This window comes from Streptomyces sp. 12E, assembly GCF_055633275.1.
In genome coordinates this window covers 1,750,005-1,774,912 of the sequence record NZ_JBVNCJ010000001.1, presented here as the reverse complement: position 1 = coordinate 1,774,912, position 24,908 = coordinate 1,750,005, and the positions used below count along the sequence as shown (strand labels likewise).

General features: G+C 71.3%; 26 protein-coding genes. 18 read left to right on the top strand and 8 right to left on the bottom strand.

Annotated elements, in window-relative coordinates:
* Positions 1-159 precede the first annotated feature (159 nt).
* The 13 genes from ACZ8ZB_RS08375 (at position 160) to ACZ8ZB_RS08315 (ending at position 10,497) form a co-directional block, all read left to right on the top strand.
* Entirely contained in the window at positions 160-873 is a 714-nt protein-coding gene (locus ACZ8ZB_RS08375; RefSeq protein ID WP_470737064.1) for a helix-turn-helix transcriptional regulator, read from the top strand.
* Positions 870-2,291 (top strand): Fe-S cluster assembly protein SufB, encoded by a 1,422-nt coding sequence (gene sufB, locus ACZ8ZB_RS08370; RefSeq protein WP_470737063.1) that lies wholly within the window; start codon positions 870-872, stop codon positions 2,289-2,291. The genes ACZ8ZB_RS08375 and sufB overlap by 4 nt, the downstream gene beginning before the upstream one ends.
* Positions 2,292-2,349: 58 nt before the next feature.
* On the top strand, positions 2,350-3,531 hold the full coding sequence (sufD, locus tag ACZ8ZB_RS08365; RefSeq protein WP_470737062.1) for a Fe-S cluster assembly protein SufD: 1,182 nt from the start codon (positions 2,350-2,352) through the stop codon (positions 3,529-3,531).
* Positions 3,528-3,845, top strand: coding sequence for a non-heme iron oxygenase ferredoxin subunit (locus tag ACZ8ZB_RS08360; protein WP_030820944.1), 318 nt, complete (start codon positions 3,528-3,530; stop codon positions 3,843-3,845). Before sufD ends, ACZ8ZB_RS08360 begins: the two co-directional genes overlap by 4 nt.
* A gap of 7 nt (positions 3,846-3,852) precedes the next feature.
* Positions 3,853-4,617, top strand: a complete 765-nt coding sequence (gene sufC / locus ACZ8ZB_RS08355) for a Fe-S cluster assembly ATPase SufC (protein WP_030820947.1) — start codon at positions 3,853-3,855, stop codon at positions 4,615-4,617.
* The gene (locus ACZ8ZB_RS08350; protein WP_470737061.1) at positions 4,614-5,870 is read left to right on the top strand and encodes a cysteine desulfurase; all 1,257 of its coding nucleotides are present in this window, start codon (positions 4,614-4,616) and stop codon (positions 5,868-5,870) included. The genes sufC and ACZ8ZB_RS08350 overlap by 4 nt, the downstream gene beginning before the upstream one ends.
* An 11-nt stretch (positions 5,871-5,881) precedes the next feature.
* A complete protein-coding gene (gene sufU / locus ACZ8ZB_RS08345) occupies positions 5,882-6,346 on the top strand; it encodes a Fe-S cluster assembly sulfur transfer protein SufU (protein WP_352000285.1) in 465 nt (154 codons plus the stop codon).
* A complete protein-coding gene (locus ACZ8ZB_RS08340; RefSeq protein ID WP_030224563.1) occupies positions 6,343-6,675 on the top strand; it encodes a metal-sulfur cluster assembly factor in 333 nt (110 codons plus the stop codon). The genes sufU and ACZ8ZB_RS08340 overlap by 4 nt, the downstream gene beginning before the upstream one ends.
* Before the next feature lie 80 nt (positions 6,676-6,755).
* Positions 6,756-7,076, top strand: coding sequence for a DMT family transporter (locus ACZ8ZB_RS08335; RefSeq protein WP_470737060.1), 321 nt, complete (start codon positions 6,756-6,758; stop codon positions 7,074-7,076).
* A gap of 101 nt (positions 7,077-7,177) precedes the next feature.
* Positions 7,178-8,167, top strand: a complete 990-nt coding sequence (dapD, locus tag ACZ8ZB_RS08330) for a 2,3,4,5-tetrahydropyridine-2,6-dicarboxylate N-succinyltransferase (RefSeq protein ID WP_470737059.1) — start codon at positions 7,178-7,180, stop codon at positions 8,165-8,167.
* 137 nt (positions 8,168-8,304) lie between these two features.
* Complete coding sequence (locus tag ACZ8ZB_RS08325; protein ID WP_470737058.1) at positions 8,305-8,544, top strand: hypothetical protein; 240 nt, start codon at positions 8,305-8,307, stop codon at positions 8,542-8,544.
* A 169-nt stretch (positions 8,545-8,713) separates the two neighbouring features.
* Positions 8,714-9,274: a SigE family RNA polymerase sigma factor gene (locus ACZ8ZB_RS08320; protein ID WP_470741442.1), complete on the top strand. Its 561-nt coding sequence runs from the start codon at positions 8,714-8,716 to the stop codon at positions 9,272-9,274.
* Positions 9,271-10,497, top strand: coding sequence for a WD40 repeat domain-containing protein (locus tag ACZ8ZB_RS08315; RefSeq protein WP_470737057.1), 1,227 nt, complete (start codon positions 9,271-9,273; stop codon positions 10,495-10,497). Before ACZ8ZB_RS08320 ends, ACZ8ZB_RS08315 begins: the two co-directional genes overlap by 4 nt.
* Positions 10,498-10,503: 6 nt before the next feature.
* Here ACZ8ZB_RS08315 and dapA read toward each other — a convergent pair whose 3' ends face one another.
* A complete protein-coding gene (gene dapA / locus ACZ8ZB_RS08310; RefSeq protein ID WP_470737056.1) occupies positions 10,504-11,388 on the bottom strand; it encodes a 4-hydroxy-tetrahydrodipicolinate synthase in 885 nt (294 codons plus the stop codon).
* Positions 11,389-11,518: 130 nt separating this feature from the next.
* Here dapA and ACZ8ZB_RS08305 point away from each other — a divergent pair, with 130 nt between their 5' ends.
* Both ACZ8ZB_RS08305 and ACZ8ZB_RS08300 read left to right on the top strand, forming a co-directional pair.
* Positions 11,519-11,935 (top strand): phage holin family protein, encoded by a 417-nt coding sequence (locus ACZ8ZB_RS08305; protein ID WP_470737055.1) that lies wholly within the window; start codon positions 11,519-11,521, stop codon positions 11,933-11,935.
* The gene (locus tag ACZ8ZB_RS08300) at positions 11,932-12,294 is read left to right on the top strand and encodes a DUF3618 domain-containing protein (protein ID WP_470737054.1); all 363 of its coding nucleotides are present in this window, start codon (positions 11,932-11,934) and stop codon (positions 12,292-12,294) included. Before ACZ8ZB_RS08305 ends, ACZ8ZB_RS08300 begins: the two co-directional genes overlap by 4 nt.
* Before the next feature lie 84 nt (positions 12,295-12,378).
* Here the strand turns inward: ACZ8ZB_RS08300 and ACZ8ZB_RS08295 are convergent, their stop codons facing one another.
* Entirely contained in the window at positions 12,379-14,202 is a 1,824-nt protein-coding gene (locus ACZ8ZB_RS08295; protein WP_470737053.1) for an endonuclease/exonuclease/phosphatase family protein, read from the bottom strand.
* A 183-nt stretch (positions 14,203-14,385) separates the two neighbouring features.
* On the opposite strand from ACZ8ZB_RS08295, the gene ACZ8ZB_RS08290 reads away from it, so the two are divergent.
* The 3 genes from ACZ8ZB_RS08290 to ACZ8ZB_RS08280 all read left to right on the top strand — a co-directional run bounded on the left by ACZ8ZB_RS08290 (position 14,386) and on the right by ACZ8ZB_RS08280 (position 18,095).
* A complete protein-coding gene (locus tag ACZ8ZB_RS08290; RefSeq protein ID WP_470737052.1) occupies positions 14,386-15,822 on the top strand; it encodes a hypothetical protein in 1,437 nt (478 codons plus the stop codon).
* A 145-nt stretch (positions 15,823-15,967) separates the two neighbouring features.
* Positions 15,968-17,425, top strand: coding sequence for an alkaline phosphatase PhoX (locus tag ACZ8ZB_RS08285; RefSeq protein WP_470737051.1), 1,458 nt, complete (start codon positions 15,968-15,970; stop codon positions 17,423-17,425).
* Between the two features lie 112 nt (positions 17,426-17,537).
* Positions 17,538-18,095 (top strand): TetR/AcrR family transcriptional regulator, encoded by a 558-nt coding sequence (locus ACZ8ZB_RS08280; RefSeq protein ID WP_470737050.1) that lies wholly within the window; start codon positions 17,538-17,540, stop codon positions 18,093-18,095.
* Positions 18,096-18,145: 50 nt separating this feature from the next.
* Here the strand turns inward: ACZ8ZB_RS08280 and ACZ8ZB_RS08275 are convergent, their stop codons facing one another.
* The 6 genes from ACZ8ZB_RS08275 to ACZ8ZB_RS08250 form a co-directional block, all read right to left on the bottom strand.
* On the bottom strand, positions 18,146-19,351 hold the full coding sequence (locus ACZ8ZB_RS08275; protein WP_470737049.1) for a TerD family protein: 1,206 nt from the start codon (positions 19,349-19,351) through the stop codon (positions 18,146-18,148).
* A gap of 286 nt (positions 19,352-19,637) precedes the next feature.
* Positions 19,638-20,627, bottom strand: a complete 990-nt coding sequence (locus tag ACZ8ZB_RS08270; RefSeq protein WP_470737048.1) for a zinc-dependent alcohol dehydrogenase family protein — start codon at positions 20,625-20,627, stop codon at positions 19,638-19,640.
* Complete coding sequence (locus ACZ8ZB_RS08265; RefSeq protein ID WP_470737047.1) at positions 20,624-21,475, bottom strand: carbohydrate ABC transporter permease; 852 nt, start codon at positions 21,473-21,475, stop codon at positions 20,624-20,626. Before ACZ8ZB_RS08265 ends, ACZ8ZB_RS08270 begins: the two co-directional genes overlap by 4 nt.
* Complete coding sequence (locus ACZ8ZB_RS08260) at positions 21,472-22,413, bottom strand: carbohydrate ABC transporter permease (protein WP_470737046.1); 942 nt, start codon at positions 22,411-22,413, stop codon at positions 21,472-21,474. The genes ACZ8ZB_RS08265 and ACZ8ZB_RS08260 overlap by 4 nt, the downstream gene beginning before the upstream one ends.
* Complete coding sequence (locus ACZ8ZB_RS08255; RefSeq protein WP_470737045.1) at positions 22,410-23,783, bottom strand: ABC transporter substrate-binding protein; 1,374 nt, start codon at positions 23,781-23,783, stop codon at positions 22,410-22,412. The genes ACZ8ZB_RS08260 and ACZ8ZB_RS08255 overlap by 4 nt, the downstream gene beginning before the upstream one ends.
* A gap of 118 nt (positions 23,784-23,901) precedes the next feature.
* Entirely contained in the window at positions 23,902-24,672 is a 771-nt protein-coding gene (locus ACZ8ZB_RS08250) for a DeoR/GlpR family DNA-binding transcription regulator (RefSeq protein WP_470737044.1), read from the bottom strand.
* Positions 24,673-24,908: the final 236 nt, after the last annotated feature.

Genomic DNA, 24,908 nt, shown 5'->3' with positions numbered 1-24,908 from the left:
TCCCGGAGTGTTCCGGAAGACGCCGCCGAACGCCACCGTTTTGATCGATCAAAGATCGTTTCCGCAGGTCACGTTAGGTATACCTAAGTGATACAGGGCACCTTCGGGCCGTCCTGGCGCGGCTTGCCCGGCCCGGACGAATTACGCAACAATGGCGTTGTGAAAAACGTTGGCGAGGCTCCCCACGAGGAACTGGCAACCGGTGAGCGGTCCACCCGCAACCGCGTCGCCCGCTCCATCCTGGACCACGGCCCGTCGACCGTCGCCGAACTGGCCGAGCGGCTCGGGCTCACCCAGGCGGCCGTACGCCGGCACCTGGACGCGCTGGCCGCCGACAACGTCGTGGAGGCCCGCGAGCGGCGCGTCTACGGCGCGCGCACGCGCGGGCGCCCGGCCAAGGTGTTCGCCCTCACCGACTGCGGGCGGGACGCCTTCGACCAGTCGTACGACAAACTGGCCGTGGACGCCCTGCGCTGGATCGGCGAGCGGGAGGGCGGCAGCGAGGCGATCGTCGCCTTCGCCCGCGCCCGGATCGCCGCCCAGGCGGACGCCTACCGCGAGGCGGTCGAGGCCGCGGCCCCCGAGGAGCGGACGGAGGCACTGGCCAAAGCCCTCAGCGCGGACGGGTACGCTGCGACGGCGCGCAGCGCACCGGTCGGTGAGCAGCTCTGCCAGCACCACTGCCCGGTCGCCCACGCCGCCGAAAAGTTTCCACAGCTCTGCGAGGCCGAGACGGAATTTTTCGCCGAGCTCCTCGGTACGCATGTGCAGCGACTGGCCACCATCGCGCACGGCGACGGCGTCTGCACGACGTTCATCCCCAAGATTTCCCACCACGCATCTGAAAGCACGTCCGGGAGGAACCCCGCATGACTCTCCCCACGGAGACTGCCCACCCCGAGCTGGAGGGTCTGGGCACCTACGAATACGGCTGGGCCGACCGTGACGAGGCCGGTGCGTCGGCGCGCCGCGGCCTGAGCGAGGAAGTCGTCCGGGACATCTCCGCGAAGAAGGACGAGCCGGAGTGGATGACCAAGCTCCGTCTCAAGGGCCTGCGCCTGTTCGAGAAGAAGCCCATGCCGAACTGGGGCTCCGACCTCTCCGGCATCGACTTCGACAACATCAAGTACTTCGTGCGCTCCACGGAGAAGCAGGCGGAGTCCTGGGAGGACCTGCCCGAGGACATCAAGAACACCTACGACAAGCTGGGCATCCCGGAGGCCGAGAAGAAGCGCCTCGTCGCCGGTGTCGCCGCCCAGTACGAGTCGGAGGTCGTCTACCACCAGATCCGCGAGGACCTGGAGGAGCAGGGCGTCATCTTCCTGGACACCGACACCGCCCTGAAGGAGCACCCGGAGCTCTTCAAGGAGTACTTCGGCACGGTCATCCCGGTCGGCGACAACAAGTTCGCGTCGCTGAACTCCGCCGTCTGGTCCGGCGGCTCCTTCATCTACGTCCCGCCGGGCGTGCACGTCGAGATCCCGCTCCAGGCCTACTTCCGGATCAACACCGAGAACATGGGCCAGTTCGAGCGGACCCTGATCATCGTCGACGAGGGCGCCTACGTGCACTACGTCGAGGGCTGCACCGCCCCGATCTACAAGTCGGACTCGCTGCACTCCGCGGTCGTCGAGATCATCGTCAAGAAGAACGCCCGCTGCCGCTACACGACCATCCAGAACTGGTCGAACAACGTCTACAACCTGGTCACCAAGCGCGCCGTGGCCTACGAGGGCGCGACCATGGAGTGGGTCGACGGCAACATCGGCTCCAAGGTGACGATGAAGTACCCGGCCGTCTACCTGATGGGCGAGCACGCCAAGGGCGAGACGCTGTCCATCGCCTTCGCCGGCGAGGGCCAGCACCAGGACGCGGGCGCCAAGATGGTCCACATGGCCCCCAACACCTCGTCCAACATCGTCTCCAAGTCGGTGGCGCGCGGCGGCGGCCGTACGTCCTACCGCGGTCTGATCGAGATCGGCGAGGGGGCCCCGGGCTCCAAGTCCAACGTGCTCTGTGACGCGCTGCTCGTCGACACCATCTCCCGTTCGGACACCTACCCCTACGTGGACGTCCGCGAGGACGACGTGTCCATGGGCCACGAGGCGACCGTCTCCAAGGTCTCCGAGGACCAGCTCTTCTACCTGATGAGCCGCGGTCTGAGCGAGTTCGAGGCGATGGCGATGATCGTGCGAGGCTTCGTCGAGCCGATCGCCAAGGAACTGCCGATGGAGTACGCGCTCGAGCTCAACCGGCTGATCGAGCTGCAGATGGAAGGCGCGGTCGGCTAGAGCACCACGCCGTTCCGTCAAGCCCCTTACGCACAGGAAAGCGAGCACTACGACAGCCATGGCTGAGGCTCAGAACATCCCCGTGGGTTCCACCACCGCGGGCTCGATCGCGGTCGCCGCCGAGTCGACCGTCGCCACCCGCATGAGCGCGCCCCCCTCCTTCGACGTGGCGGACTTCCCCGTCCCCCACGGCCGCGAGGAGGAGTGGCGGTTCACCCCGCTGGAGCGGCTGCGCGGTCTGCACGACGGCACCGCCACCGCCACCGGCGGCATCAAGGCCGCCGTCGAGGCCCCCGAGGGCGTCACCGTCGAGACCGTCGGCCGTGACGACGCACGGCTCGGCCGCGCCGGCGCCCCCGTGGACCGCGTCGCCGCCCAGGCGTACTCCGCCTTCGAGCGGGCCTCGGTCGTGACCGTGCCCAAGGAGACCGTCCTCACCGAGCCGATCCGCATCACGGTGCACGGCGAGGGCGGCACCGCCTACGCCCACCAGGTGATCGAGCTCGGCGCCTTCGCCGAGGCGCTCGTGGTCATCGACCACACCGGTGACGCGGTGCTCGCCGCCAACGTCGAGTACGTGCTCGGCGACGGCGCCAAGCTGACCGTCGTCTCGGTCCAGGACTGGGACGACAAGGCGGTGCACGTCGCCCAGCACAACGCCCTCGTCGGCCGCGACGCCTCCTTCAAGTCGGTGGTCGTCACCTTCGGCGGCGACGTCGTGCGCCTCCACCCGCGCGTCGTCTACGCCGGCCCCGGCGGTGAGGCCGAGCTGTTCGGCCTGTACTTCACCGACGCCGGCCAGCACCAGGAGCACCGCCTCCTGGTCGACCACAACGTGCCGCACTGCAAGTCCAACGTCGTCTACAAGGGCGCGCTCCAGGGCGACGACGCGCACGCCGTGTGGATCGGCGACGTGCTCATCGAGGCCAAGGCCGAGGGCACCGACACCTACGAGATGAACCGCAACCTGGTCCTCACCGACGGCGCCCGCGTCGACTCCGTGCCCAACCTGGAGATCGAGACCGGCGAGATCGTCGGCGCCGGCCACGCCTCCGCGACCGGCCGCTTCGACGACGAGCAGCTCTTCTACCTGATGGCCCGCGGCATCCCCGAGCAGGACGCCCGCCGCCTGGTGGTCCGCGGCTTCTTCGCCGAACTCGTCCAGCAGATCGGCGTCCCGGACATCGAGGAGCGTCTGATCGCCAAGATCGAGGAGGAGCTGGAGGCGGCGGTCGCATGACCTTCGTACGCGCCTGCGGGCTGAGCGAGCTGGAGGAGGACACCCCGAAACGGGTGGAACTCGACGGCACGCCGGTCTCCCTCGTGCAGACCGGGGGGGAGGTGTTCGCGATCCACGACATCTGCTCGCACGCGAACGTCTCCCTCGCCGAGGGCGAGGTGGACGACTGCCACATCGAGTGCTGGCTGCACGGCTCGCGTTTCGACCTCCGTTCCGGCAAGCCCGACGCCCTTCCGGCGACGCGCCCCGTCCCCGTATACCCCGTAAAGATCGAAGGGGACGACGTGCTCGTCTCCCTCACCCAGGAGTCCTGAGGCACCCATGGCAACGCTTGAAATCCGAGACCTGCACGTCACCGTCGAGGCCGACAACGCCACGAAGGAGATCCTCAAGGGCGTCGACCTCACCGTGAAGCAGGGCGAGACGCACGCCATCATGGGCCCCAACGGCTCTGGCAAGTCGACCCTCGCCTACGCGCTCGCCGGCCACCCCAAGTACACCGTCTCCGGTGGCACCGTCACCCTCGACGGCGAGGACGTCCTGGAGATGTCCGTCGACGAGCGCGCCCGCGCCGGCCTCTTCCTCGCCATGCAGTACCCGGTCGAGGTCCCCGGCGTCTCCGTCTCCAACTTCCTGCGCACCTCCGCCACCGCCGTCCGCGGCGAGGCCCCCAAGCTGCGCACCTGGGTAAAGGAGGTCAAGGAGGCCATGGAGCGCCTCAACATGGACCCCGCCTTCGCCGAGCGCAACGTCAACGAGGGCTTCTCCGGCGGTGAGAAGAAGCGCCACGAGATCCTCCAGCTCGAGCTGCTCAAGCCGAAGGTCGCGATCCTCGACGAGACCGACTCCGGCCTGGACGTCGACGCCCTGCGCATCGTCTCCGAGGGCGTCAACCGCGTCCGCGAGTCCGGTGAGGTCGGCACCCTGCTGATCACGCACTACACGCGCATCCTGCGCTACATCAAGCCCGACCACGTCCACGTGTTCGCCGGCGGCCGCATCGTCGAGTCCGGCGGCGCCGAGCTCGCGGACAAGCTGGAGAACGAGGGCTACGAGGCATACGTGAAGGGTGGCGCATCCGAGTGACACAGCTGCCGGGCCTCCTCGACACCGAGGCGATCCGCAAGGACTTCCCCATCCTGGACCGCCAGGTCCACGACGGGCGGAAGCTCGTGTACCTGGACAACGCGGCGACCTCGCAGAAGCCGCGGCAGGTGCTGGACGCCCTGAGCGAGTACTACGAGCGCTACAACGCCAACGTCCACCGCGGTGTGCATGTGCTCGCCGAGGAGGCCACGGCGCTGTACGAGGGCGCGCGCGACAAGGTCGCGGAGTTCGTCAACGCCCCCTCGCGCGACGAGGTGATCTTCACCAAGAACGCCTCCGAGTCGCTCAACCTCGTGGCGAACATGCTCGGCTGGGCCGACGAGCCCTACCGGGTGGACCACGAGACCGAGATCGTCATCACGGAGATGGAGCACCACTCCAACATCGTGCCGTGGCAGCTGCTCGCGCAGCGCACGGGCGCGAAGCTGAAGTGGTTCGGGCTGACCGACGACGGCCGGCTCGACCTCTCCCGCATCGACGAGGTCATCACCGAGAAGACGAAGATCGTCTCCTTCGTGCTGGTCTCCAACATCCTGGGCACGGTCAACCCGGTCGAGGCGATCGTGCGCCGCGCCCAGGAGGTCGGCGCCCTGGTGTGCATCGACGCCTCCCAGGCCGCGCCCCACATGCCGCTGGACGTCCAGGCCCTCCAGGCCGACTTCGTGGCCTTCACCGGCCACAAGATGTGCGGCCCGACCGGCATAGGCGTGCTCTGGGGCCGCCAGGAACTGCTGGAGGACCTGCCTCCGTTCCTCGGCGGCGGCGAGATGATCGAGACCGTCTCGATGAGCTCGTCGACCTACGCGCCGGCCCCGCACAAGTTCGAGGCGGGCACCCCGCCGATCGCCCAGGCGGTCGGTCTCGGCGCGGCGATCGACTACCTGTCGGCCATCGGCATGGACCGGGTCCTCGCCCACGAGCACGCCATCACCGAGTACGCGGTCAAGCGCCTGACCGAGGTCCCGGACCTGCGCATCATCGGCCCCACCACGGCCGAGGACCGGGGAGCGGCGATCTCGTTCACGCTCGGCGACATCCACCCGCACGACGTGGGCCAGGTCCTCGACGAACAGGGCATCGCGGTACGCGTGGGGCATCACTGCGCCCGCCCCGTCTGCCTGCGGTACGGAATTCCTGCGACCACGCGGGCGTCGTTCTATCTGTACTCCACGCCGGCCGAGATCGACGCACTGGTCGACGGCCTGGAGCACGTACGGAACTTCTTCGGATGAAGGGCTGAGGCGTGAAGCTGGACTCCATGTACCAGGACGTCATCCTGGACCACTACAAGAACCCGCACGGGCGGGGCTTGCGGGACGGGGACGCCGAGGTGCACCACGTCAACCCGACGTGCGGCGACGAGATCACGCTCCGCGTGAAGTACGACGGCACGAGGATCAGCGACGTCAGCTACGAGGGGCAGGGCTGTTCCATCAGCCAGGCCTCCGCCTCCGTGCTGAACGACCTGCTGGTCGGCAAGGACCTCGCCGAGGCGCAGCGGATCCAGGGGACCTTCCTGGAGCTGATGCAGTCCAAGGGGAAGATCGAACCGGACGACGCGATGGAGGAGATCCTGGAGGACGCGGTCGCGTTCGCCGGGGTGTCCAAGTACCCGGCCCGGGTGAAGTGCGCCCTCCTCAGCTGGATGGCGTGGAAGGACGCGACGGCCCAGGCGCTGGGCGCCGACGCCGAAAGGACAACGGCATGAGCGAGACCCTGGAGATGAAGCCGGCCTCGGAGGAGGAGCTCCGCGAGGCCCTGATGGACGTCGTCGACCCCGAGCTGGGCATCGACGTCGTCAACCTGGGCCTGATCTACGGCATCCACGTCGACGACTCCAATGTGGCGACCGTCGACATGACCCTGACCTCCGCGGCCTGCCCGCTGACGGACGTCATCGAGGACCAGGCCAAGTCCGCCACGGACGGCCTGGTCAGCGAGTTGCGCATCAACTGGGTCTGGATGCCGCCGTGGGGCCCCGACAAGATCACGGACGACGGCCGCGAGCAGCTGCGGGCGCTGGGCTTCAACGTCTGAGCGAACAGCCGGCCGAGCGGCCCCCCGCGTACCGCGGGGGGCCGCTTCGCGTGCGGTCGTCCCTGGCTACGATCGCCGTCATGGGGTACGCACTGCTCGCCGGAGCCATCGCAGCGGAAGTGGTCGGGACGACCGCCATGAAGTACAGCGAGGGGTTCACCCGGCTGTGGCCCTCGGTCGTCACCGTCGCCGGATACCTGGTGGCGTTCGCGCTGCTCGCGCAGACCCTGAAGACCCTGTCGGTCGGAACGGCGTACGCCATCTGGTCAGGGGTCGGTACGGCCGCCATCGCGGTGATCGGCACGATGTTCCTGGGCGAGGGGCTCACCGCCGCCAAGGCCGGCGGCATCGCGCTGATCATCGCCGGAGTGGTGGTGCTCAACCTGGGCGGGGCGCACTGACCGGCGCCGGCCCGCGGGGCGTGCCGCCCGCGCGGACCGCACGCTGAGACGTGGTCCGCACCGGTTCGCGTCCGCGGCCACCGGTTGGTTAGGTTGCCCTCATGACCGACACGACTGCTCACAGCACCTCCGGCGCGGTGGCCGCCGGCCTCGCCACCATCGCCGCCGACGGCACCGTTCTCGACACCTGGTTCCCCGCCCCCGTACTGGCCGACGAGCCCGGCCCGTCCGGCACCGAGCGGCTCTCCGCCGAGCAGGCCGCGGAACTCCTGGGCGGCGGCGCCACCGCGGCGGTCGGTCCGGACGCCCGGCGGGGCGTCGAGGTGGTCGCGGTCCGCACGGTCATCTCGTCGCTGGCCGAGAAGCCGGTCGACGCGCACGACGTCTACCTGCGCCTCCACCTGCTCTCGCACCGCCTGGTCCAGCCGCACGGCCAGAACCTGGACGGCGTCTTCGGCCACCTCGCCAACGTCGCCTGGACCTCGCTGGGCCCGGTCGCCGTGGACGACCTCGAGAAGGTGCGGCTCAACGCCCGTGCCGAGGGCCTGCACCTGGCCGTGACGTCCGTCGACAAGTTCCCCCGCATGACGGACTACGTCGCCCCCAAGGGCGTCCGCATCGCCGACGCCGACCGCGTACGGCTCGGCGCGCACCTCGCCGAGGGCACCACCGTCATGCACGAGGGCTTCGTCAACTTCAACGCCGGCACGCTCGGCACGTCGATGGTCGAGGGCCGCATCTCGGCCGGTGTCGTCATCGGCGACGGCTCGGACATCGGCGGCGGCGCCTCCACCATGGGCACCCTCTCCGGCGGCGGCAACGTGCGCATCACCATCGGCGAGCGCTGCCTGATCGGCGCCGAGGCGGGCGTCGGCATCGCCCTCGGCGACGAGTGCGTGGTCGAGGCCGGCCTCTACGTCACCGCGGGCACCCGCGTCACCATGCCCGACGGCGAGGTCGTCAAGGCCCGTGCGCTGTCCGGCGCCTCCCACATCCTGTTCCGCCGCAACTCCATCACCGGAACGGTCGAGGCCCGCCCGAACAACGCGGTCTGGGGCGGCCTGAACGAGATCCTGCACAGCCACAACTGAACCGGCCGTCACGCCCCTCCGTTCCCGTACGGGTTACTCCCCGTGACCTCAGGGTCGTTTTGGCAGATGAACGGGTGGACACAGGGTCCGATCAGAAGCCGGGACGACCGGCACACGGAAATGGGGACGAACGGGCGATGACGAACGAGTGGGTGTGGGGCGTGGTCCGCTGCGCGGTCGGAGTGATGGGGGTGGTGGCCGTGCTGATGCTGTGCGGCACACTGGCCGGTTCCGCACACGCGGACGAGACCAGTACGGCCTCCCACAACGGTCACCGCGTCGGACTGATCAACGCCAATGTCGGTCAGGTCGACGACCCCGCGGAGGACGTACTGGAGCACTTCCTGCTGTTCGGGGACGGATACGCCTGGAACTGAGGGGCCGTTCCGGCGGGCCGGGCCGCGACGCGTGAGAACGCGCCGCGGCCCGGCCCGCCTGTTTTCCGTGTTTCCGCTGTGCGGTGGCATAGCGGGGGGCGCCCGCGCGCGTCCACAGGGGTGCGGGGAGCGGACACAGGGCCCGTTCCCGGGGGAAGAGAAGGTGACGATGGATGCCGAGGCGCAGGAGAGTTTCCGGGAGTTCGTGGCGAACCGGTCGTCCGCGCTGTTGAAGACCGCGGTCCTGCTGAGCGGCGGCGACCGGCACGCGGGCGAGGACCTGCTGCAGAACGCGCTGATCAAGGCGGCGGGCCGCTGGCACCGCATCGACGAACCCGAGGCGTACGTACGGCAGATCCTCTACCGGCAGCAGATCAGCCGCTGGCGGCTGAAACGGCGCGGGCGTGAACTCAGCGTGGCCGAACCGCCGGAACCCGGCGCCGGCGGGGACGCGGCCTCGGCCGACACGGAGCTGCGCCTGTTGATGCGGGGCGCGCTGGCCCGGCTGACCGCGCGCCAGCGGAGCATGCTGGTGCTGCGCTACTTCGAGGACCTCCCCGAGGCCGAGGTGGCCCGCATCCTCGGCTGCTCGGTGGGCACCGTGCGGTCCACCACCCACCGCTCCCTGGCCCGGCTGCGCTCCCTCGCGCCCGAACTGCGCTCCCTCGGCCCGTCCGAGGACGGACGACGGCCGTCCGGTGACTACCCGCCCGTGGAGGTGCGGTCGTGAACGTCGACGAACTCGTGCGTGACGTGTTGCGTGAACAGGCGGAGGAACAGACGGCGCCCGGACCGGGGTTCGCCGACCGGGTGCTGGCGGTGCGGCGGCGGCGCCGTGTCCGGGGGCTGGTCGCCGCGGCCGCCGCGGCGACGGCCGTGATCGCGGTCTCGGTGGGGCTGCCCGCGCTGGACTCCGGCGGGGAGGGCGTGCGGCCCTCGGTCGGCGGAGTGGAGCGGAACGGGATCACCGCCCGGGCCGATCAGTCGCCGCCGCGGGATCTGCTGGCCGCCGGGGACGTGGCGATGGCCGCGTACTACACCACCGAGAAGGTGCGGCTGGCCGAGGACCGCAGGGTTTCCGAGCGCACCTACTGGCTGCTTGACCCGGGGACGGGGAAGTACGAGAAGGACGACCGGTGGTCGTTGGTCGCCGTGGCTCCGGGGCTGAGGACCGCGGCCGTGCTGGAGCGGGAGCTGCCCGCCGCGCGCATCGGGCTGCTCGATCTCGCCAGGGGCGAGGTCGAGCGGTGGATCCCGGTCGACCACAAGGTCGCGGGTCTGGCGTTCTCGCCGGACGGCCGCAAGCTCGTGGCGACGACGTACGGCGAGAATCCCGATGTGCTGCACAGGACCGAGGACCCGGACGGGTCGGTCGGATGGCAGCCGAGGGAGATCTCGCCCCGGAACGGCTTCCAGGTCGTCGACGTGGCCTCGGGGACGGGGGCCTGGGTCGGGATCGAGACCAGCGACGACCTGTTCGGCCCGGCGGGCACCATCAACGCGCGCCAGGACTTCGACTTCAGCGCCGACGGCCGCTTCGTCTGGGCGGGGCGGATCTCCGTGGAGATCCCCCTGGACTACTTCGACCTCGCCGGCAACGCCGTCGCGCCACCGCCCGGTGAGAAGCACCGGGTCTGGCACGTCGACGCCGGCCTGTCCCCGGACGGGCGGAGGCTCGCCGGTGAGTTCGCGGGGAAGACGCGCAAGACGTCCTCCTGGATCCTCGATCCCCGCACCGGCGAGCAGACCGCCGAGATCCGCGGGCAGCAGCTGCTGGCCTGGGCCGACGACGACTCGCTCGTCGCCTGGGACACCGGTCCCGACGGCAACGAGTTCCGACAGCGGCTGGTACTGGTCACCGTGGGCAGCGACAAGGTCGTTCCGCTGAGCGGGTTCCGGTCGCCCGAGGACGACACGAAGGGGCGGTGGGAGCCGGTGTTCGCACGGCGGTGAGGCGGGTCAGACGGTGGTCAGTCCGTCGTACGCCGCCCTGAGCCCGTCGGCCGCCGTACGGCCGGCGGGCCTCAGCGGTGGGCGGAGCGGGCCCGCGGGGAGGTCCAGGATGGCAAGGAGGGCCTTCGCGGTGACCGCGCCGGGGAGGCCGTCCGCCGTCATCGCCTCGATGAGGGGGGCCGCCCGCCGCTGGAGGTGCGCCGCCCGGCCGGTGTCGCCCGCGTCGAAGGCGTCCAAGACGGCGCGGACGCGGTCCGGGACCACGTTGGCGACCGTGCTGACGCAGCCGGCGGCGCCCACCGCGTAGAGGGCCAGGTTGTGTTCGTCGCAGCCCGCGTAGTACGCGAGGCCGGTGCGGGCCATGACCTTCTGGGCGGCCAGGAAGTCGTACGAGCAGTCCTTGACCGCCCGGACGCGGGGGTGCTCCGCCAGGCGCAGGAGGGTGTCCGGTTCGACGCGGACTCCGGTGCGGGACGGGATGTCGTACAGGACGAGGGGCAGGGCCGTGGCCTCCGCGACGTCGAGGAAGTGGGCCTCGACCGCGTCCTGTGGAGGTCTGCTGTAGTACGGGGCCGTCACGAGGAGGGCGTCCGCGCCGGCCCTCTCCGCCTCGCGGGCCAGTTCCTTGGTGTGGGCGGTGTCGGGAGTGCCGACGCCGGCGACGATCGTCGCCCGGGTGCCGACGGCTTCGCGTACCGCCTCGATGAGGGACGACTTCTCCGCGTCGGTGGTGGTGGGGGCCTCGCCCGTCGTCCCCGAGAGGACCAGGCCGTCGCAGCCGTGGGTGACCAGGTGGTCGGCCAGGCGCTGGGCGCCGTCCGGGTCGAGGGCGCCGGTGGGGGTGAACGGGGTGATCATCGCGCACAGGGCGCGGCCGAGGGATGGGGTCATGCGGGTAGTGTCCGCCGACGGGTTGTGAAGCACCACTTAAATGCCGTGCCCGGTACCGGTAAGCGCTGCTTTATGGATAGCGCCGGGGCGGTGGGGGTACTCGGGTCCTCCGACCGAGAGGAGACGCATCGTGACCGGAACCATCGAGCGACGGCCGGTTCGCGACGAGCACAGCGTGGGCGAGCTCGTCGGGCAGGCCACCGAACAGATCTCCCGGCTCGCACGCCAGGAAGTGGCGCTCGCCAAGGAGGAACTGGCGGAGAAGGGGCGCCGCGCGGGGCGCGGCGGCGGGATGCTGGGCGCGGCGGGGGCGTTCGGCTATGCGGGACTGCTCGCGCTGGCCGGTACGGTCGTCGCCGCGCTGGACCTGGCGCTGCCGCTGTGGGCGGCGGCGCTCATCGTCACGGGGCTGCTGTTCGCCGTCGCCGGTGTGCTCGCTCTCGCCGGTCGTGGACAGTTGCGCCGGGCCACGCCGCCCAAGCCCGAACGGACCATGGGCAGCGTGAAGGCCGATGTCGAGGAGATCAAGGAAAGGGCGCACCGATGACGCACGACGTGAGGCGCGCGGGGGCCCCGGCGGGGGCCCATGTGGACGCGGGCGCGGAGGCCGCGGCGACGGGTCGGGGGGCCAAGGGACCGGACGAGCTGCGGCGGCAGATCGAGCAGACGCGCCACGAACTCGGCGACACCGTCGAGGAGCTGGCCGGGAAGATGGACGTCAAGGGGAGGGCGCGGGCGCGGGCCGAGGACCTTCGGGACCGGGCCGGGGCGATGGCCGTGCAGATGCGGAGCACTGCGGCGCACGCCGGGGAGGTCGGGGCGCGGTACCGCAAGCCGGCGGTGGCCGCCGGCGCGGTGATCGCGGTCGTCGCGGGTGCGGTGATGGTGCGGCGCCACCGTTGTTGAGGCGGCGGGCCCGCGGCGCGGAAGTCCCCGGGGGACGGAGCGGGTGCTCCCGCTCCGTCCCCCGTCGCCGTGGGCGGCCGTTCGTCACGGCCGGAAGCGGAGCACCTGCGGGTCGTGGTCGCTGATCTGGTCGTGGAACTCCGCGTTGATGTGCACGCTGTCGTACGCGAAGGCACCGCGACGGATGGACGGGCTGATCAGGATCTGGTCCAGGGCCTGGCTGTTGCCCTGGTAGACGTACGAGTAACGCTCCGAACGGGGAAGGGACTTGATCGCCGACCAGAGGGCGCCCCGGCCCTCGAGGAGTTCGGTCGTCCTGGAGAACTCGAAGTCGTTGATGTCGCCCAGGGCCACCACGTCGGCGTTCTTCTGGGTCTTGAGGATCTTCGCCGTGAAGTCGTGGACCGCCTCGGCCTGGAGGTGGCGCTGGGTCTCCGAGCCGCGGGACGGGGGCTGGTACTGGGCGGTCAGGCCCTGGTCGCCGCCCTTCGACGCGAAGTGGTTGGCGATGACGATGACCGTGCGGCCACGGAAGGCGAACTCGCCGGCGAGCGGCTTGCGGCTGTTGTCGAAGGCCGCGGACGCCGGGTCGACGCGACCGGGGGAGAGGGTCAGGGCCGCCTTGCCGCGGACCTTCGTGACGTCGGTGGCCGTCGTGGCGTCGCCGCCCGGACGGTCGGTGAACGAGACGCGTGCGGGGTTGAAGAGGAAGGCCTGGCGGATGTTGCCGCCCGGCTCGCCGCCGTCCTGCTTGTCGGCGGGGTCGACGGAGCGCCAGTCGTAGCGGGGGCCGCCCGCCGCTTCGATGGCGTCGATCAGCTTGCCCATCGTCAGGCCGGCGGTGACCGTGCCGTCGTCGACGGCGCCGTTGTCGTCCTGGATCTCCTCCAGGGACACGATGTCGGGGGACCTGAGGTTGTCCACGATCGCGGCGGCGTGGGCGCCGAAGGTGTCGTCCGAGGGGTCGAGGTTCTCGACGTTGTAGGTCGCGATCGCCAGTTCGGCGGAGCGCTGGGCGCGGGTGGTCTCGCGCTCGAGGCCCCCGGGGGCGAGGGCGCCCAGCTCGTTGGCCACGAGGGTGTAGCCGCCGTACTGGTTGTAGTCCAGGGGACCCGTCGTCCTTCCGGTGAGGGTGTCGCCGACGTTCGCGTCGGGGAAGTCGGACGCCTTGCCCAGGGACTGGATCTGGAGGCGGCCGGTGTTCTGGGCGTCGTAGGAGCCGTAGACCGTGCCGCCCCGGTGGTTGCGGCGCTCGTGGGGCTTCACCGTGACCCAGAGTTCGGTGTACGGGTCGGTGGCGCCCACCACACGGGTGTCGGAGACCTGGACGTTCATGCCCTCCAGGGACTCGTACAGGTCCAGGGCGTACTTCGCGGGGCGCAGGGGCAGCGCGTTGATCGAGCCGTTCGCCGCCGGGTCGCCCGTGGGAGCGTACGCGGCGGGGACGGAGCGCGCGGTGACGGCCGTGGGGGCGGGCAGCGGGTTGCCGCTCGAGGTGACCGTGAAGGTGGGGCGGGTTATCTGCGTCAGGGACTGGTTGCCCGAGGAGGTGCCTCCCGGGACGTACTCCGAGACCGTGCCCGAGACCGTGACGGCGTCGCCCACGGCGACACCCTTGGGGGTGGAGCTCGTGAAGACGAAGACGCCCTCGCTGGTGGCCGGGTCGGCGTCCGGAGCGGGGTCCTGGATCCAGAAGCCGCGGGACGAGCCGTAGGTGCGGACGCCGGTGACGATGCCGGTCACGCCGGTGACCGGCTCGCCGGCCAGCGGCGAGGTGCGGGCGTCGCCCTGGATGTCGTGGATGCGCACCGTGTCGGCGTGCGCGGGCGACGCGAGGACGACGGCGGACGCCGCGGAGCATGCGGCGGCGACGGTGAGCGCGGCGAGACGCGCGGACTTTCTCGGCAACGGATTTCCTCCGGAACGTGTGACCCACCCTCTTCTACGCGCGTCAATCTCCTGTCGGACCGGGCCACTTGTCAAGGTTTCGGCCATGTACGGACGCTGAAGGGGAGATGAAGCGGGCGGCATGGGTGGAAATCCGTCTAGGCTGAGCGGCCGAGTGGTTAACGGCCCTAGGAGAAACAGCCGATGTCAGACAGCTCCATCCTGCCGCCTGCGCGGCTGCGTCCCGAAGCGGAGCTGGCGCGCGACGCCCTGTCCACCCCCGTGCTCTCCCGGGCCGCCGGGCTCGCCCGCTGGGCCGGACCGGACACCAGGGTCGACGCCGGTGCCGGGCTCGTCGACGAACAGCTGCCGGCGGCCGCCGCGGAGCTGGGCCTGACCGGGGAGGACGCCGCGGCCGACGCCAGTGAGGCCTGGCGCGTCGCCGTGGACGCCGGGCTCGTCGAGGTGGTCGACGAGGAGGAGGGGACCGTCGCCGCGGGGGACGGTCTGGCGCTGCTCACCGGCGGTTCGCCGCAGGACGTGCTCGGGGTGTGGCTCGCGGCCCTGGAGACGGTGCTCGGCGACGCGAGCGTTCCCGACCTGGGCGGGCTGGTCGACGCCATCGCCGCGGGGGAGGGGTCCGGACAGATCGATCTCGACGCGCTGGACTGGGATCCTCAGGCCGAGGCGGAGTTCCTGGACGGGGTGCTCGGCAACCTCTACCTGCTGACCGTGGGAGGCGAGGGCGTCGACGGCGCGATGGTGCCGCTGCCCGCGCTGGCCGCGTCGGTGATCGTGCCCGATGACATGGCCGAGCCCACCAACGACGTCCTGGAGCGGGTGTCCGACGCCATGATGCGGCTGGACGACCGGTTCCGCATGCTGGAGCCGGTCGGACTCGTGGAGTACCGGCCGGTGGACGAGGCGCTGATGACCGACACCGAGGAGGAGCCCGCCGCGCCGGTCGACGACACCGACGTCTCCCGTTACGGCATGGTGCGGCTGACCCCGCTCGGACTGTACGGACTGCGCGCCCGGCTGCTGGAGGCCGGGTTCGAGGCGCCGGCCGTGGGCGACCTCGTGGACAAGGGCGCGGACGCGCTGCTCGACGGCACGGCCGTCTTCCCGCCGGCCGCCGCCCACGCGGAGACCGAGCAGTGGCTGGACCGGCGTGATCCGCTCCAGGCCGCGCGCGAGCTGCTGGCGGCGGCACGCGGGGCGGACCGGGGTGCGCCGCTGCGGCGGCTGCGGTGCCAGCAGGCGCTGTCGCTGGTCGGCGCGGCGGCGGAGCCCGCGCTGCGGGAGGTGCTGGACGATCCCGAACTCGGCGGGCTGGCCCGGGTGTGGCTGGCCGAGCACGGCGCGAGTGACGTGCCGCCGCCGTCCGAGGCCCTGATCTTCTGGCTGACCGTCGACACGGTCGCCGCCCAGCTCGCCGCCGAGGGCAACTCCGAGGAACTGCGCTCCCTGGTGGAGGGACTCGCACGGCAGCACAGCGGCTTCTTCGACACGGCCTGGCGGGTGGAGCACCCGGCCACCGCGGACGTACTGGAGGCCATGGGACGGCTGCACCCCGACAAGCGGATCGCCAAGGAAGCGCGGAAGGCGGCGTTCAAGGCGCGGTCGCAGCACGGGGGCTGAGCTCCGCGGCGGGACCCGTGCGGTTCACGGAAGGGTGAAATCCCGTGACCCTCGGTGTTCAACCGGCGTTCAGGCACGGGCGGGAGGGTGGCGGACGCACGGGGTTCGCCACCCTCCACGGCCCAGCCACGTCACAGGAGACAGCATGTCGCTCACCCGCAGGGACTTCGCCAGAACGTCCGCGATCGCCGGCGCCGGTGTCGCGCTGGCGGGCAGCGTGGCCGCCCTCGCCTCCGCACCCAACGCCCTCGCGACCGCCGACACCGGGAGCGTGGACGAAGGGGACGGGGAAGCGGCCGGGCGGCACGGCGGGGTCGGGTACGGACCGCTCGTCGCGGATCCGGACGGAATCCTCGCCCTGCCCGCCGGGTTCACCTACCGCGTGCTCACCCACAGCGGCAGGACCCGGCTGGAGTCCGGTGAGTTCACGCCCGCCGGCCACGACGGGACGGCCGCCTTCCCCGGACCGCGCGGCAGCACCCTCCTGGTCAACAACCACGAGATGGACGGTCCGCGCGAGGAACAGGAGTTCCCCGTCCCGCTCGCCGAGGGCCTGGTCTACGACCCGGCCGCGCCCGGCGGCTGCACGATCGTCGAGGTGCGCCCCGACGGCGGCGTCGCCGAGTGGGTCGGCATCGCCGGCACCGCCCAGAACTGCGCGGGCGGCACCACCCCGTGGGGCACCTGGCTCACCTGCGAGGAGAACTCCGACCGGGCCGGCGAGAACGGCATGACCAAGGACCACGGCTACGTCTTCGAGGTCGACCCCGCCGACCGACGCGCCAACCGCGACCCCAAACCGCTGAAGTTCTTCGGGCGTTACGACCACGAGGCCGTCGTCATCGACTCCAGGCGCGGCCACGCCTACCTCACCGAGGACGCCGACGAGCCCAACGGCCTGTTCTACCGCTGGACCCCGCCGGAGGGCTTCCGCTACGGCCCCGGGACGCTCCGCACCCTCGCCGACGACGCCGGCGTCCTCCAGGCGCCCAAGTGCTACGACTCCGGCGGCCGGTACGTCGACGATCTCTCCCGCGCCACGAGGACCGGCACGGTGTACGGCGTCGACTGGGTGGAGGTGCCCGACCGCGACGCGCGGACCGTCGACGTGCGCGAGCAGTTCGGGCCCGGCGAGGTCACCCGCGCCCGCAAGCTGGAGGGCATGTGGTGGGGCGACGGAGGGGCGTACATCGTCTCCTCGTACGCCCGCGAGGAGAGCCCCGGCCGGCACGACGGCCAGGTGTGGTTCTACGACCCCAGGCGCCGCACGCTGACCCTGAAGGTCCTGCTCGGCGTCGGCCGGGACCCGTCGGGGGACGGCGCCTTCGACGGTCCGGACAACATCACCGTCTCGCCGTACGGCGGCCTGATCATCGCCGAGGACGGCGAGGGCGCGCAGCACCTGTTCGGGGCCACCGACAGCGGTCGCACCTACCCCGTCGCCCGCAACGAACTCAACATCGGCACCGAGGAGGAGCCGGAGTTCAGCGAATTCACCGGCGTGACCTTCTCGCCCGACGGCAAGATCCTCTACGCCAACATCCAGGAGCCGGGGGTCATGCTGGCCATCACCGGGCCGTGGAAGCGGCAGAAGCGCCGGTGATCGATCCGCTCGCCCGGAGCCCGGCCCGGTGAGGGGCCGCTCCGTTCCGGGGCCCTCCCCGTTCCCCGCTCGGTAGGGTACGGGGAGGGTTCCCGGGGGTGAGGAGTGGGTGGTGGCCCAGGTCAGGTCCATGCGCGCGGACGCCCGCCGCAATCGCGAGTTGTTGCTCGAGGCCGCGGTGGAGGCGTTCGCCGCGCACGGTGAGGGCGCCTCGCTCGACGACATCGCCAAGCGTGCGGGCGTCGGGTCCGGCACGCTCTACCGGCACTTCCCGACCCGTCGGGCGCTGCTGGAGGCCGCGTACGTCGACCGCATCGAGTCGCTCGCGGCACGGGCCGCCGAACTGGCCGAGCGGCTCCCGCCGGGCGAGGCACTGGTGGAGTGGCTGAACGAACTCGGCGCCGGGATGCTCCGGATCCGGGGGCTGCGGGCGCTGCTGGGCGCCGCCGTCGGTGACGGCGGCACGCGGTGCTGCGATCCGCTGAAGAGCGCGGTGGACCGGCTGGTCGGGGCGGCGCGGGAAGCCGGCGTGCTGCGGCGCGACGTCGAGTCCGTCGACGTGCTGCGGCTGGCCCACGGCGTCGCGACGGCCTCGGAGCTGGCGGGCGGGGAGGGGACGCAGATCCGCCGGTACCTGGGGTTGCTGATGGAGGGGCTGCGGGCGGCGTAGCCGTCGCCGGGCGCCCTCCGGAGGGGGCGCCCGGCGGTCCGTCCGAGCGGCTACAGCGCCTGGCCGGCCGGCTTCACCATTCCCCGCACCGTGCGCGACTTCACGAAGTCGCCCATCGCGGTCATCTCCCACTCGCCGGAGTACTGGCGGATCAGCTTCGCCATCATCACGCCCGTCTGCGGTTCGGCGCTCGTGAGGTCGAAGCGGACCAGCTCCTCGCCCGTGGTGGCGTCCAGCAGGCGGCAGTACGCCTTGGCGACCTCGGTGAACTTCTGGCCGGAGAAGGAGTTGACCGTGAAGACCAGGCCGGAGACCTCCTGGGGCAGGCGTCCGAGGTCCACGGTGATCACCTCGTCGTCCCCGCCGCCCTCACCGGTGAGGTTGTCGCCGGAGTGCCGGATCGCGCCGTTCACGATCTGCAGCTTGCCGAAGTAGCAGCTGTCGATGTGGTTGCGCCGCGGGCCGTAGGCGATGACCGAGGCGTCCAGGTCGATGTCCTTGCCGCGGTAGGCCGGCTCCCAGCCGAGGCCCATCTTGACCTGGGAGAGCAGCGGCCGGCCGCCCTTCACCAGGGAGACGGTCTGGTTCTTCTGCAGGTTGACCCGGCCCTTGTCGAGGTTGATCTTCCCGGTGCCGGGGGCGGCGGCGGGCGGTGCCGGGGGCGCGGCGGGGGCGGCGGCGGGCACGGGGGGCGCCTGCGGGGCGGACATCGGCGGGGCGGGGGCGGGCGGCGGAGTGACCGGCTGGGCGGCGGGGGCGGCGGGTTCCTCGACCGTGACGCCGAAGTCGGTGGCGATGCCGGCCAGGCCGTTGGCGTAGCCCTGGCCGACGGCGCGGACCTTCCAGGCGCCGTTGCGCAGGTAGATCTCGACGATCACGAGCGCGGTCTCGGCGCCGAGCCGCGGGGGAGTGAACGTGGCCAGGACCGCGTCGTCGTCCGCGCTGCGCACGGTGGCGGTCGGTTCGATGCCCTGGAAGGTCTGGCCGGCGGCGTCGGGGCTGGCGGTGACGACGATCTTCTCGATGCCGGGGGGCACGGCCGCGGTGTCGACCGTGATGGCGTCGGGGGTGGTGCCGCCGCCGGAGCGGTAGGTCACGCCGGGGCCGGCGGGCTGGTTGTAGAAGATGAAGTCGTCGTCGGAGCGCACCTTGCCGTCGGCGGTGAGCAGCAGGCCCGAAACGTCGAGCCGCACGGGCGCGGAGACGTCCACCGTCACTCGGGCGGTGGGAAGAGGGATGTTCGAGCCAGGGGTCATAGCGGTCATGCGGGGAGAACGAGCGGGGGCGTTTTGCCGTTCCCTTACCTGTGCTCCGGTCGGGCCGGGGGGTTCCCGCCTTCGCCCCCTCGCCCGCGGACCGTCCGGCGCGGTCGGTCCCCGGCCGGGCTCAGCGCCGGTTGCGGGGGCGGTCGCGGTGGGTGATGCGGACGGTTCCGGCGGCGTGGGACCCGTAGGCGAATCCGCTGGGTCCGGGCATGCCGGGGACGGTACGGGGGCGGCCAGGGGTTCTCGCCCCGCCGCCCCTGCCCGAGGCCGGGGACCCCTACGGCACCACCACGATCTTCCGCCCCACGCCCGCCGCGAACTGGTCCAGGGCCTGGGGGTACCGGTCCAGGGGGAGGCGGTCGCTGATGAAGACGTCCGGGTCCAGGACGCCCCCGGCGAACAGCTCCGCCGCCCGCTCGTAACTGTGCAGCACGGCCATCGACCCGGTGATGGTGATCTCCTGGTTGTAGATCCGGTACGGATCGATCGTCACCCGCGTCGCGTAGTCGGCGACCCCGAACTGGAGGAACGTACCGGCCTTGGCCACCCGGTCCAGGCCGTCCTGGATCGCCGCCGCGTTCCCCGTCGCGTCGATGACGAGGTCCCAGCCCTGGGGCCGGTCCAGCTCGTCCGGCGACGCCGCCGACGCCGAGACGCCCAGCGCCCGCGCCGTCTCCAGCCGTGCCGGATTCAGATCCACCACGTCCACACTCGCCGCACCGGTCCGCTTCGCCAGCTCCAGCATCATCAGGCCCATGGTCCCGGACCCGTAGATCAGCACGTGCGCGCCGAGCCGCGTCCGCAGCACGTCGTAGCCGCGCACCGCGCACGACAGCGGCTCGATCAGCGCGGCGTCCTGCGTGCGGACGTGCTCGGGCAGCCTGACGCAGTTCGCCACCGGCGCCACCGCGTACTGGGCCGCGCCGCCCGCCGTGGTGACGCCGATCGCCGCCCAGCGTTCGCAGAGGTTGTTGTGACCGTCGCGGCAGTAGCGGCACTCGTGGCAGTACAGGGAGGGGTCGACCGCGACCCGGTCGCCGAGCGACACCTCCGTGACCCGGGAGCCGACCGCGACCACCTCGCCGGCGAACTCGTGCCCCGGCACGATCGGCAGCTTCGGCGCGAACTCGCCCTGGAGGATGTGCAGGTCCGTGCCGCACAGCCCGCACGCGGCGACCTCGACGACGACGTCGCGCGGTCCTGGCGTCGGGTCCGGGACCTCGGCGACGACGGCCTTGCCCACGGACTCGATGACGGCGGCCTTCATTTCACGGCTCCCAACGACAGGCCCTGGACGAGTTTGTCCTGGGCGGCGAACCCCGCGGCGAGCACCGGCAGGGAGATGACGAGCGACGCGGCGCACACCTTGGCCAGGAACAGGCCCTGGCTGGTGATGAAACCGGTCAGGAAGACGGGGGCGGTCTCGGCGACCACGCCCGTCAGGACCCGGGCGAAGAGCAGTTCGTTCCAGCTGAAGATGAAGCAGATGAGGGAGGTCGCGGCGATGCCGGGGAGGGCGATCGGGGCGACCACCCGGACCAGGACCGTGGGCAGCCTCGCGCCGTCCACCCGGGCCGCCTCGATGATCGCGACCGGGACCTCGGCCAGGAAGGACTGCATCATCCAGACCGCGATCGGCAGGTTCATGGAGGTGTAGAGGATGACGAGCAGCCAGATGTTGTCGAGCATCCCGGCGTTCTTGGCGAACAGGTAGATCGGCAGCAGGCCGGCCACCACCGGCAGCATCTTGGTGGACAGGAAGAAGAACAGGACGTCCGTCCACTTCCTCACCGGGCGGATGGAGAGGGCGTACGCGGCGGGCAGCGCCAGGACCAGGACGAACAGGGTCGACACGATCGACGCCACCGCCGAGTTGATCAGCGCCGGCCAGGGGCTGGCGCCGCCGCCCGCGCCGAAGAACTCGCGGTAGCCGTCCAGGGTGAGGGCGGCGGTGAAGGACGGCGGGTTGGTGGCCGCGTCCGCCTCGGAGTGGAAGGACGTCAGCGCCATCCAGGCGATGGGCAGGAAGAACACGATGCCGGCCAGCCAGGCGACCAGGCCGAGACCCGCTCCGCCGCGGAACCGGCCGCGGGTGCGTACGGCGATGCTGCTCATGCGCGGGACACCTCCTCGCGGAACAGGGACGACACCACGCGCAGGGCGAGGGTCGCGATGACGATCGAGCCGATGACGACCAGGACGCCGGCGGCCGAGGCGAGGCCGTTCTCGTGGGCCTGGTAGAAGGTCTGGTAGACGGTGTAGGGCAGGTTGGCGGTGCCCAGGCCGCCGGAGGTGATGGTGAAGACCGCGTCGAAGTTCTGCACGATGTAGATCGAGCCGAGCAGGGCGCCCAGTTCGAGGTAGCGGCGCAGGTGGGGCAGGGTGAGGTGGACGAAGATCTGCCAGTCGCCCGCTCCGTCGACGCGGGCGGCCTCGATCTGCTGCTGGTCCCGGCTCTGCAGTCCGGCGAGCAGGATCAGCATCATGAACGGGGTCCACTGCCACACCAGTGACGCCTGGACGGCGAGCAGCGGGGTGCCGGATATCCAGTCGGGCTGGGGGCCGCCCACGTAGTGCAGCAGGCCGTTGAGGAGTCCGTACTCGGGGTTGTAGAGGACGTGCTTCCACAGCAGGGCCGCCGCCACCGGGACCACCAGGAACGGGGCGATGAGCAGGGTGCGCACGACGCCCCGGCCGCGGAACCTGCGGTCCAGCAGGAGGGCGAGGAGCAGTCCGAGGACCAGGCTGGCCAGGACGACCGCCACGGTGAGCAGGACCGTCGTCCAGACGGACTTGCGCAGGGCGGCGTCGGTGAGCACCTCCCGGTAGTTCTCGAAGCCGGCGAAGTGGCGGGCGTCGGGGTAGAGGGAGTTCCAGTCGAAGAAGGAGATCACCAGGGTCGCCACGAAGGGCAGCTGGGTGACCACGATCATGAAGATCAGGGCGGGCAGCAGCGGGGCCCGGGTGGCCCAGGCGCGCAGCCGGGCGGAGGGCCGGCGAGGCGCGGAGCGTGTCTCGGGTGCGGCCGCGGGGGCCGTCGTCGTGGCGGTCATCGTCCCTCGTACTCCTCGGCGATCTCTTCTGCGAGCTGCTGGGACTTCCTCAGGGCCGATTCGACGGACTGGCGCCCGGCGATGGCCGCGCTGATCTCCTGGGAGACCTTGGTGCCGAGATCGGTGAACTCGGGGATGCCGACGAACTGGATGCCGGGCGCCGGACGGGGCTGGACGCCGGGGTCGTCGGGCCGGGCCTGTTCGATGGCCTTCTTGGTCATCTCCTGGAAGGCGGCGGCCTCCGCGCGGTAGGCGGGGTTGGCGTAGGTGGAGGCGCGCTTGCCGGCGGGCACGTTCGACCAGCCGATCTCGTCGCCGACCAGCTGTTCGTACTTCTTGCCGGAGGCCCAGGAGACGAACTTCCAGGCGTTGTCGGGGTTGCGGGAGGCGTGCTGGATGCCCCAGGCCCAGGTGTAGAGCCAGCCGGCGGACTCCGTCTTCTCGACGGGCGCGGGGGCGTAGCCGACCTTGCCCTTGACGGGGGACCCGTCGGCCTCCAGGGAGCCGGCCGCGGAGGTGGCGTCGTACCACATGGCGACCTTGCCCTGGGTCATGTTGTTGAGGCACTCGGCGAAGCCGGCCTGGGCGGCGCCGGACTCGCCGTGCTCGCGGACCAGGTCGACGTAGAACTTCGTCGCCTTCTCCCACTCCGGGGAGTCGAGCCTCGCGTTCCAGTCCTCGTCGAACCAGGTGCCGCCGAAGGTGTTGACCACCGTGGTCAGCGGGGCCATGACCTCGCCCCAGCCGGGCAGTCCGCGCAGGCAGATGCCCTTCATGCCGGGTTCGGCCCCGTCCACCCGCGCGGCGAGGTCGGCGACCTGCCGCCAGGTGGGATCGGCGGGCATCTCCAGGCCCTCCTTCGCGAAGACGTCCTTGCGGTACATCAGGAAGGACGACTCGCCGTAGAAGGGCTGGCCGTAGAGCTTGCCGTCGTCGCCGGTGAGGGACTGGCGCATCGGTCCCAGGACGTCCTGCTCGTCGTAGGCGCCGTCCTTCGCGACGTACGGGTCCATCTCGCGCAGCCAGCCGTTGCGGGCGTAGATGGGGATCTCGTAGTTGGACAGGGTGGCCACGTCGTACTGGCCGGCCTGGTTGGCGAAGTCCTGGCTGATCTTGTCGCGGACGTCGTTCTCCGGCAGCACGGTGAAGTTGACCTTGATGCCGGTGTCCTCGGTGAAGTGCTCGGCGGTGAGCTTCTGCAGTTCGACCATCTGCGGGTTGTTGACCATCAGGATGTTGAGGGAGTCACCGCCGGATCCGGCCCCGCCCGCTCCGACCCAGCAGCCGGAGAGCAGCGGGGCGAGCAGCGTCCCTGCGGCGACCGCGGCGAGTGCGGCTCGCGGCGGCCTCCGTCGGCTCTGGGTGTGCATGGATCACTCCTCGACAAGGCGGTCGTATAGGGGGATGGCGGGCGTCGCCCGGCACGGCTCGGCCCGAGGGGAGGGGGGAACGGTGTGCTGATCCGATCTTCTTCAGGCCTTCAGGCCTTCAGACCCGGATGACCTGCGGTCCCAGCAGGGAGTAGCGATGGGCCTCGGACGCCGGGAGCAGGGTGCTCGTGACGATCGCCTCCAGCGTGCCGACCTCGGCGAACCGGCAGAAGCTGACCGCCCCGAACTTGGTGTGGACGCCGGCGAACACCACCCGGCGGGAGGCCCGCACCGCCTGTGCCTTGACCTCGCTGACCGCAGGGTCGGGTGTGGTCAGACCGTGTTCGCGGGAGATCCCGTTGGCGCCGATGAACGCCAGGTCGATGACGAAGCCGGAGAGCATCCTCGTCGTCCAGTGGTCGACGGTGGCGAGGGTCCCGGAGCGGACCCGGCCGCCGAGCAGCAGGACGGACGCGGTGCCGGTCTCCGCGAGCGCGCCCGCGACCGGCAGGGAGGCGGTGACCACGGTGAGCGGCCGGTCGGCGGGCAGGGCCTCGGCGATGAGCCGCGGGGTGAAGCCCTCGTCGACGAAGACCGTCTCGGCGTCCCCGAGCAGCCCGGCCGCGGCGGCCGCGACCCTGCGCTTCTCGGGGACGTGGCTGGTGGAGCGGAAGGCGAGCGTCGTCTCGAAGCCGGCGCTCTCCACGGGGTAGGCGCCGCCGTGGGTGCGGCGCACCAGACCGTGGTCCTCCAGGGAGCGCAGGTCCCGCCGTACGGTCTCCTTGGCCACGCCCAGGTCGGCGGCGAGCGTGCTGACGTCGACCGAACCGGTGGTGCGCGCCACCCGCACGATCTCCCGCTGGCGCTCTTCGGCCGTCCTGTTGCTCATGACCGGACACCCGCTTCCTGATCTCGCTGCCCGTTCGGGCCCGGCGGGGCCCACGCAGGAAGTTCTACAGCGGGCTTTCGCTGCTGACCAGGTCTGTTGCGGGCCCGTTCCTGCCCGGTTGTGCCCGTTCGGTTCGCCTCGCGCCCGGCTCGGACCTGGGAGGGCGCGGGGGAACGGGTGGGAGCGGGCAGCGCGGATGCCCGCATGCGGCGGCGGGCGGGCCCGTTCGGTGCCCG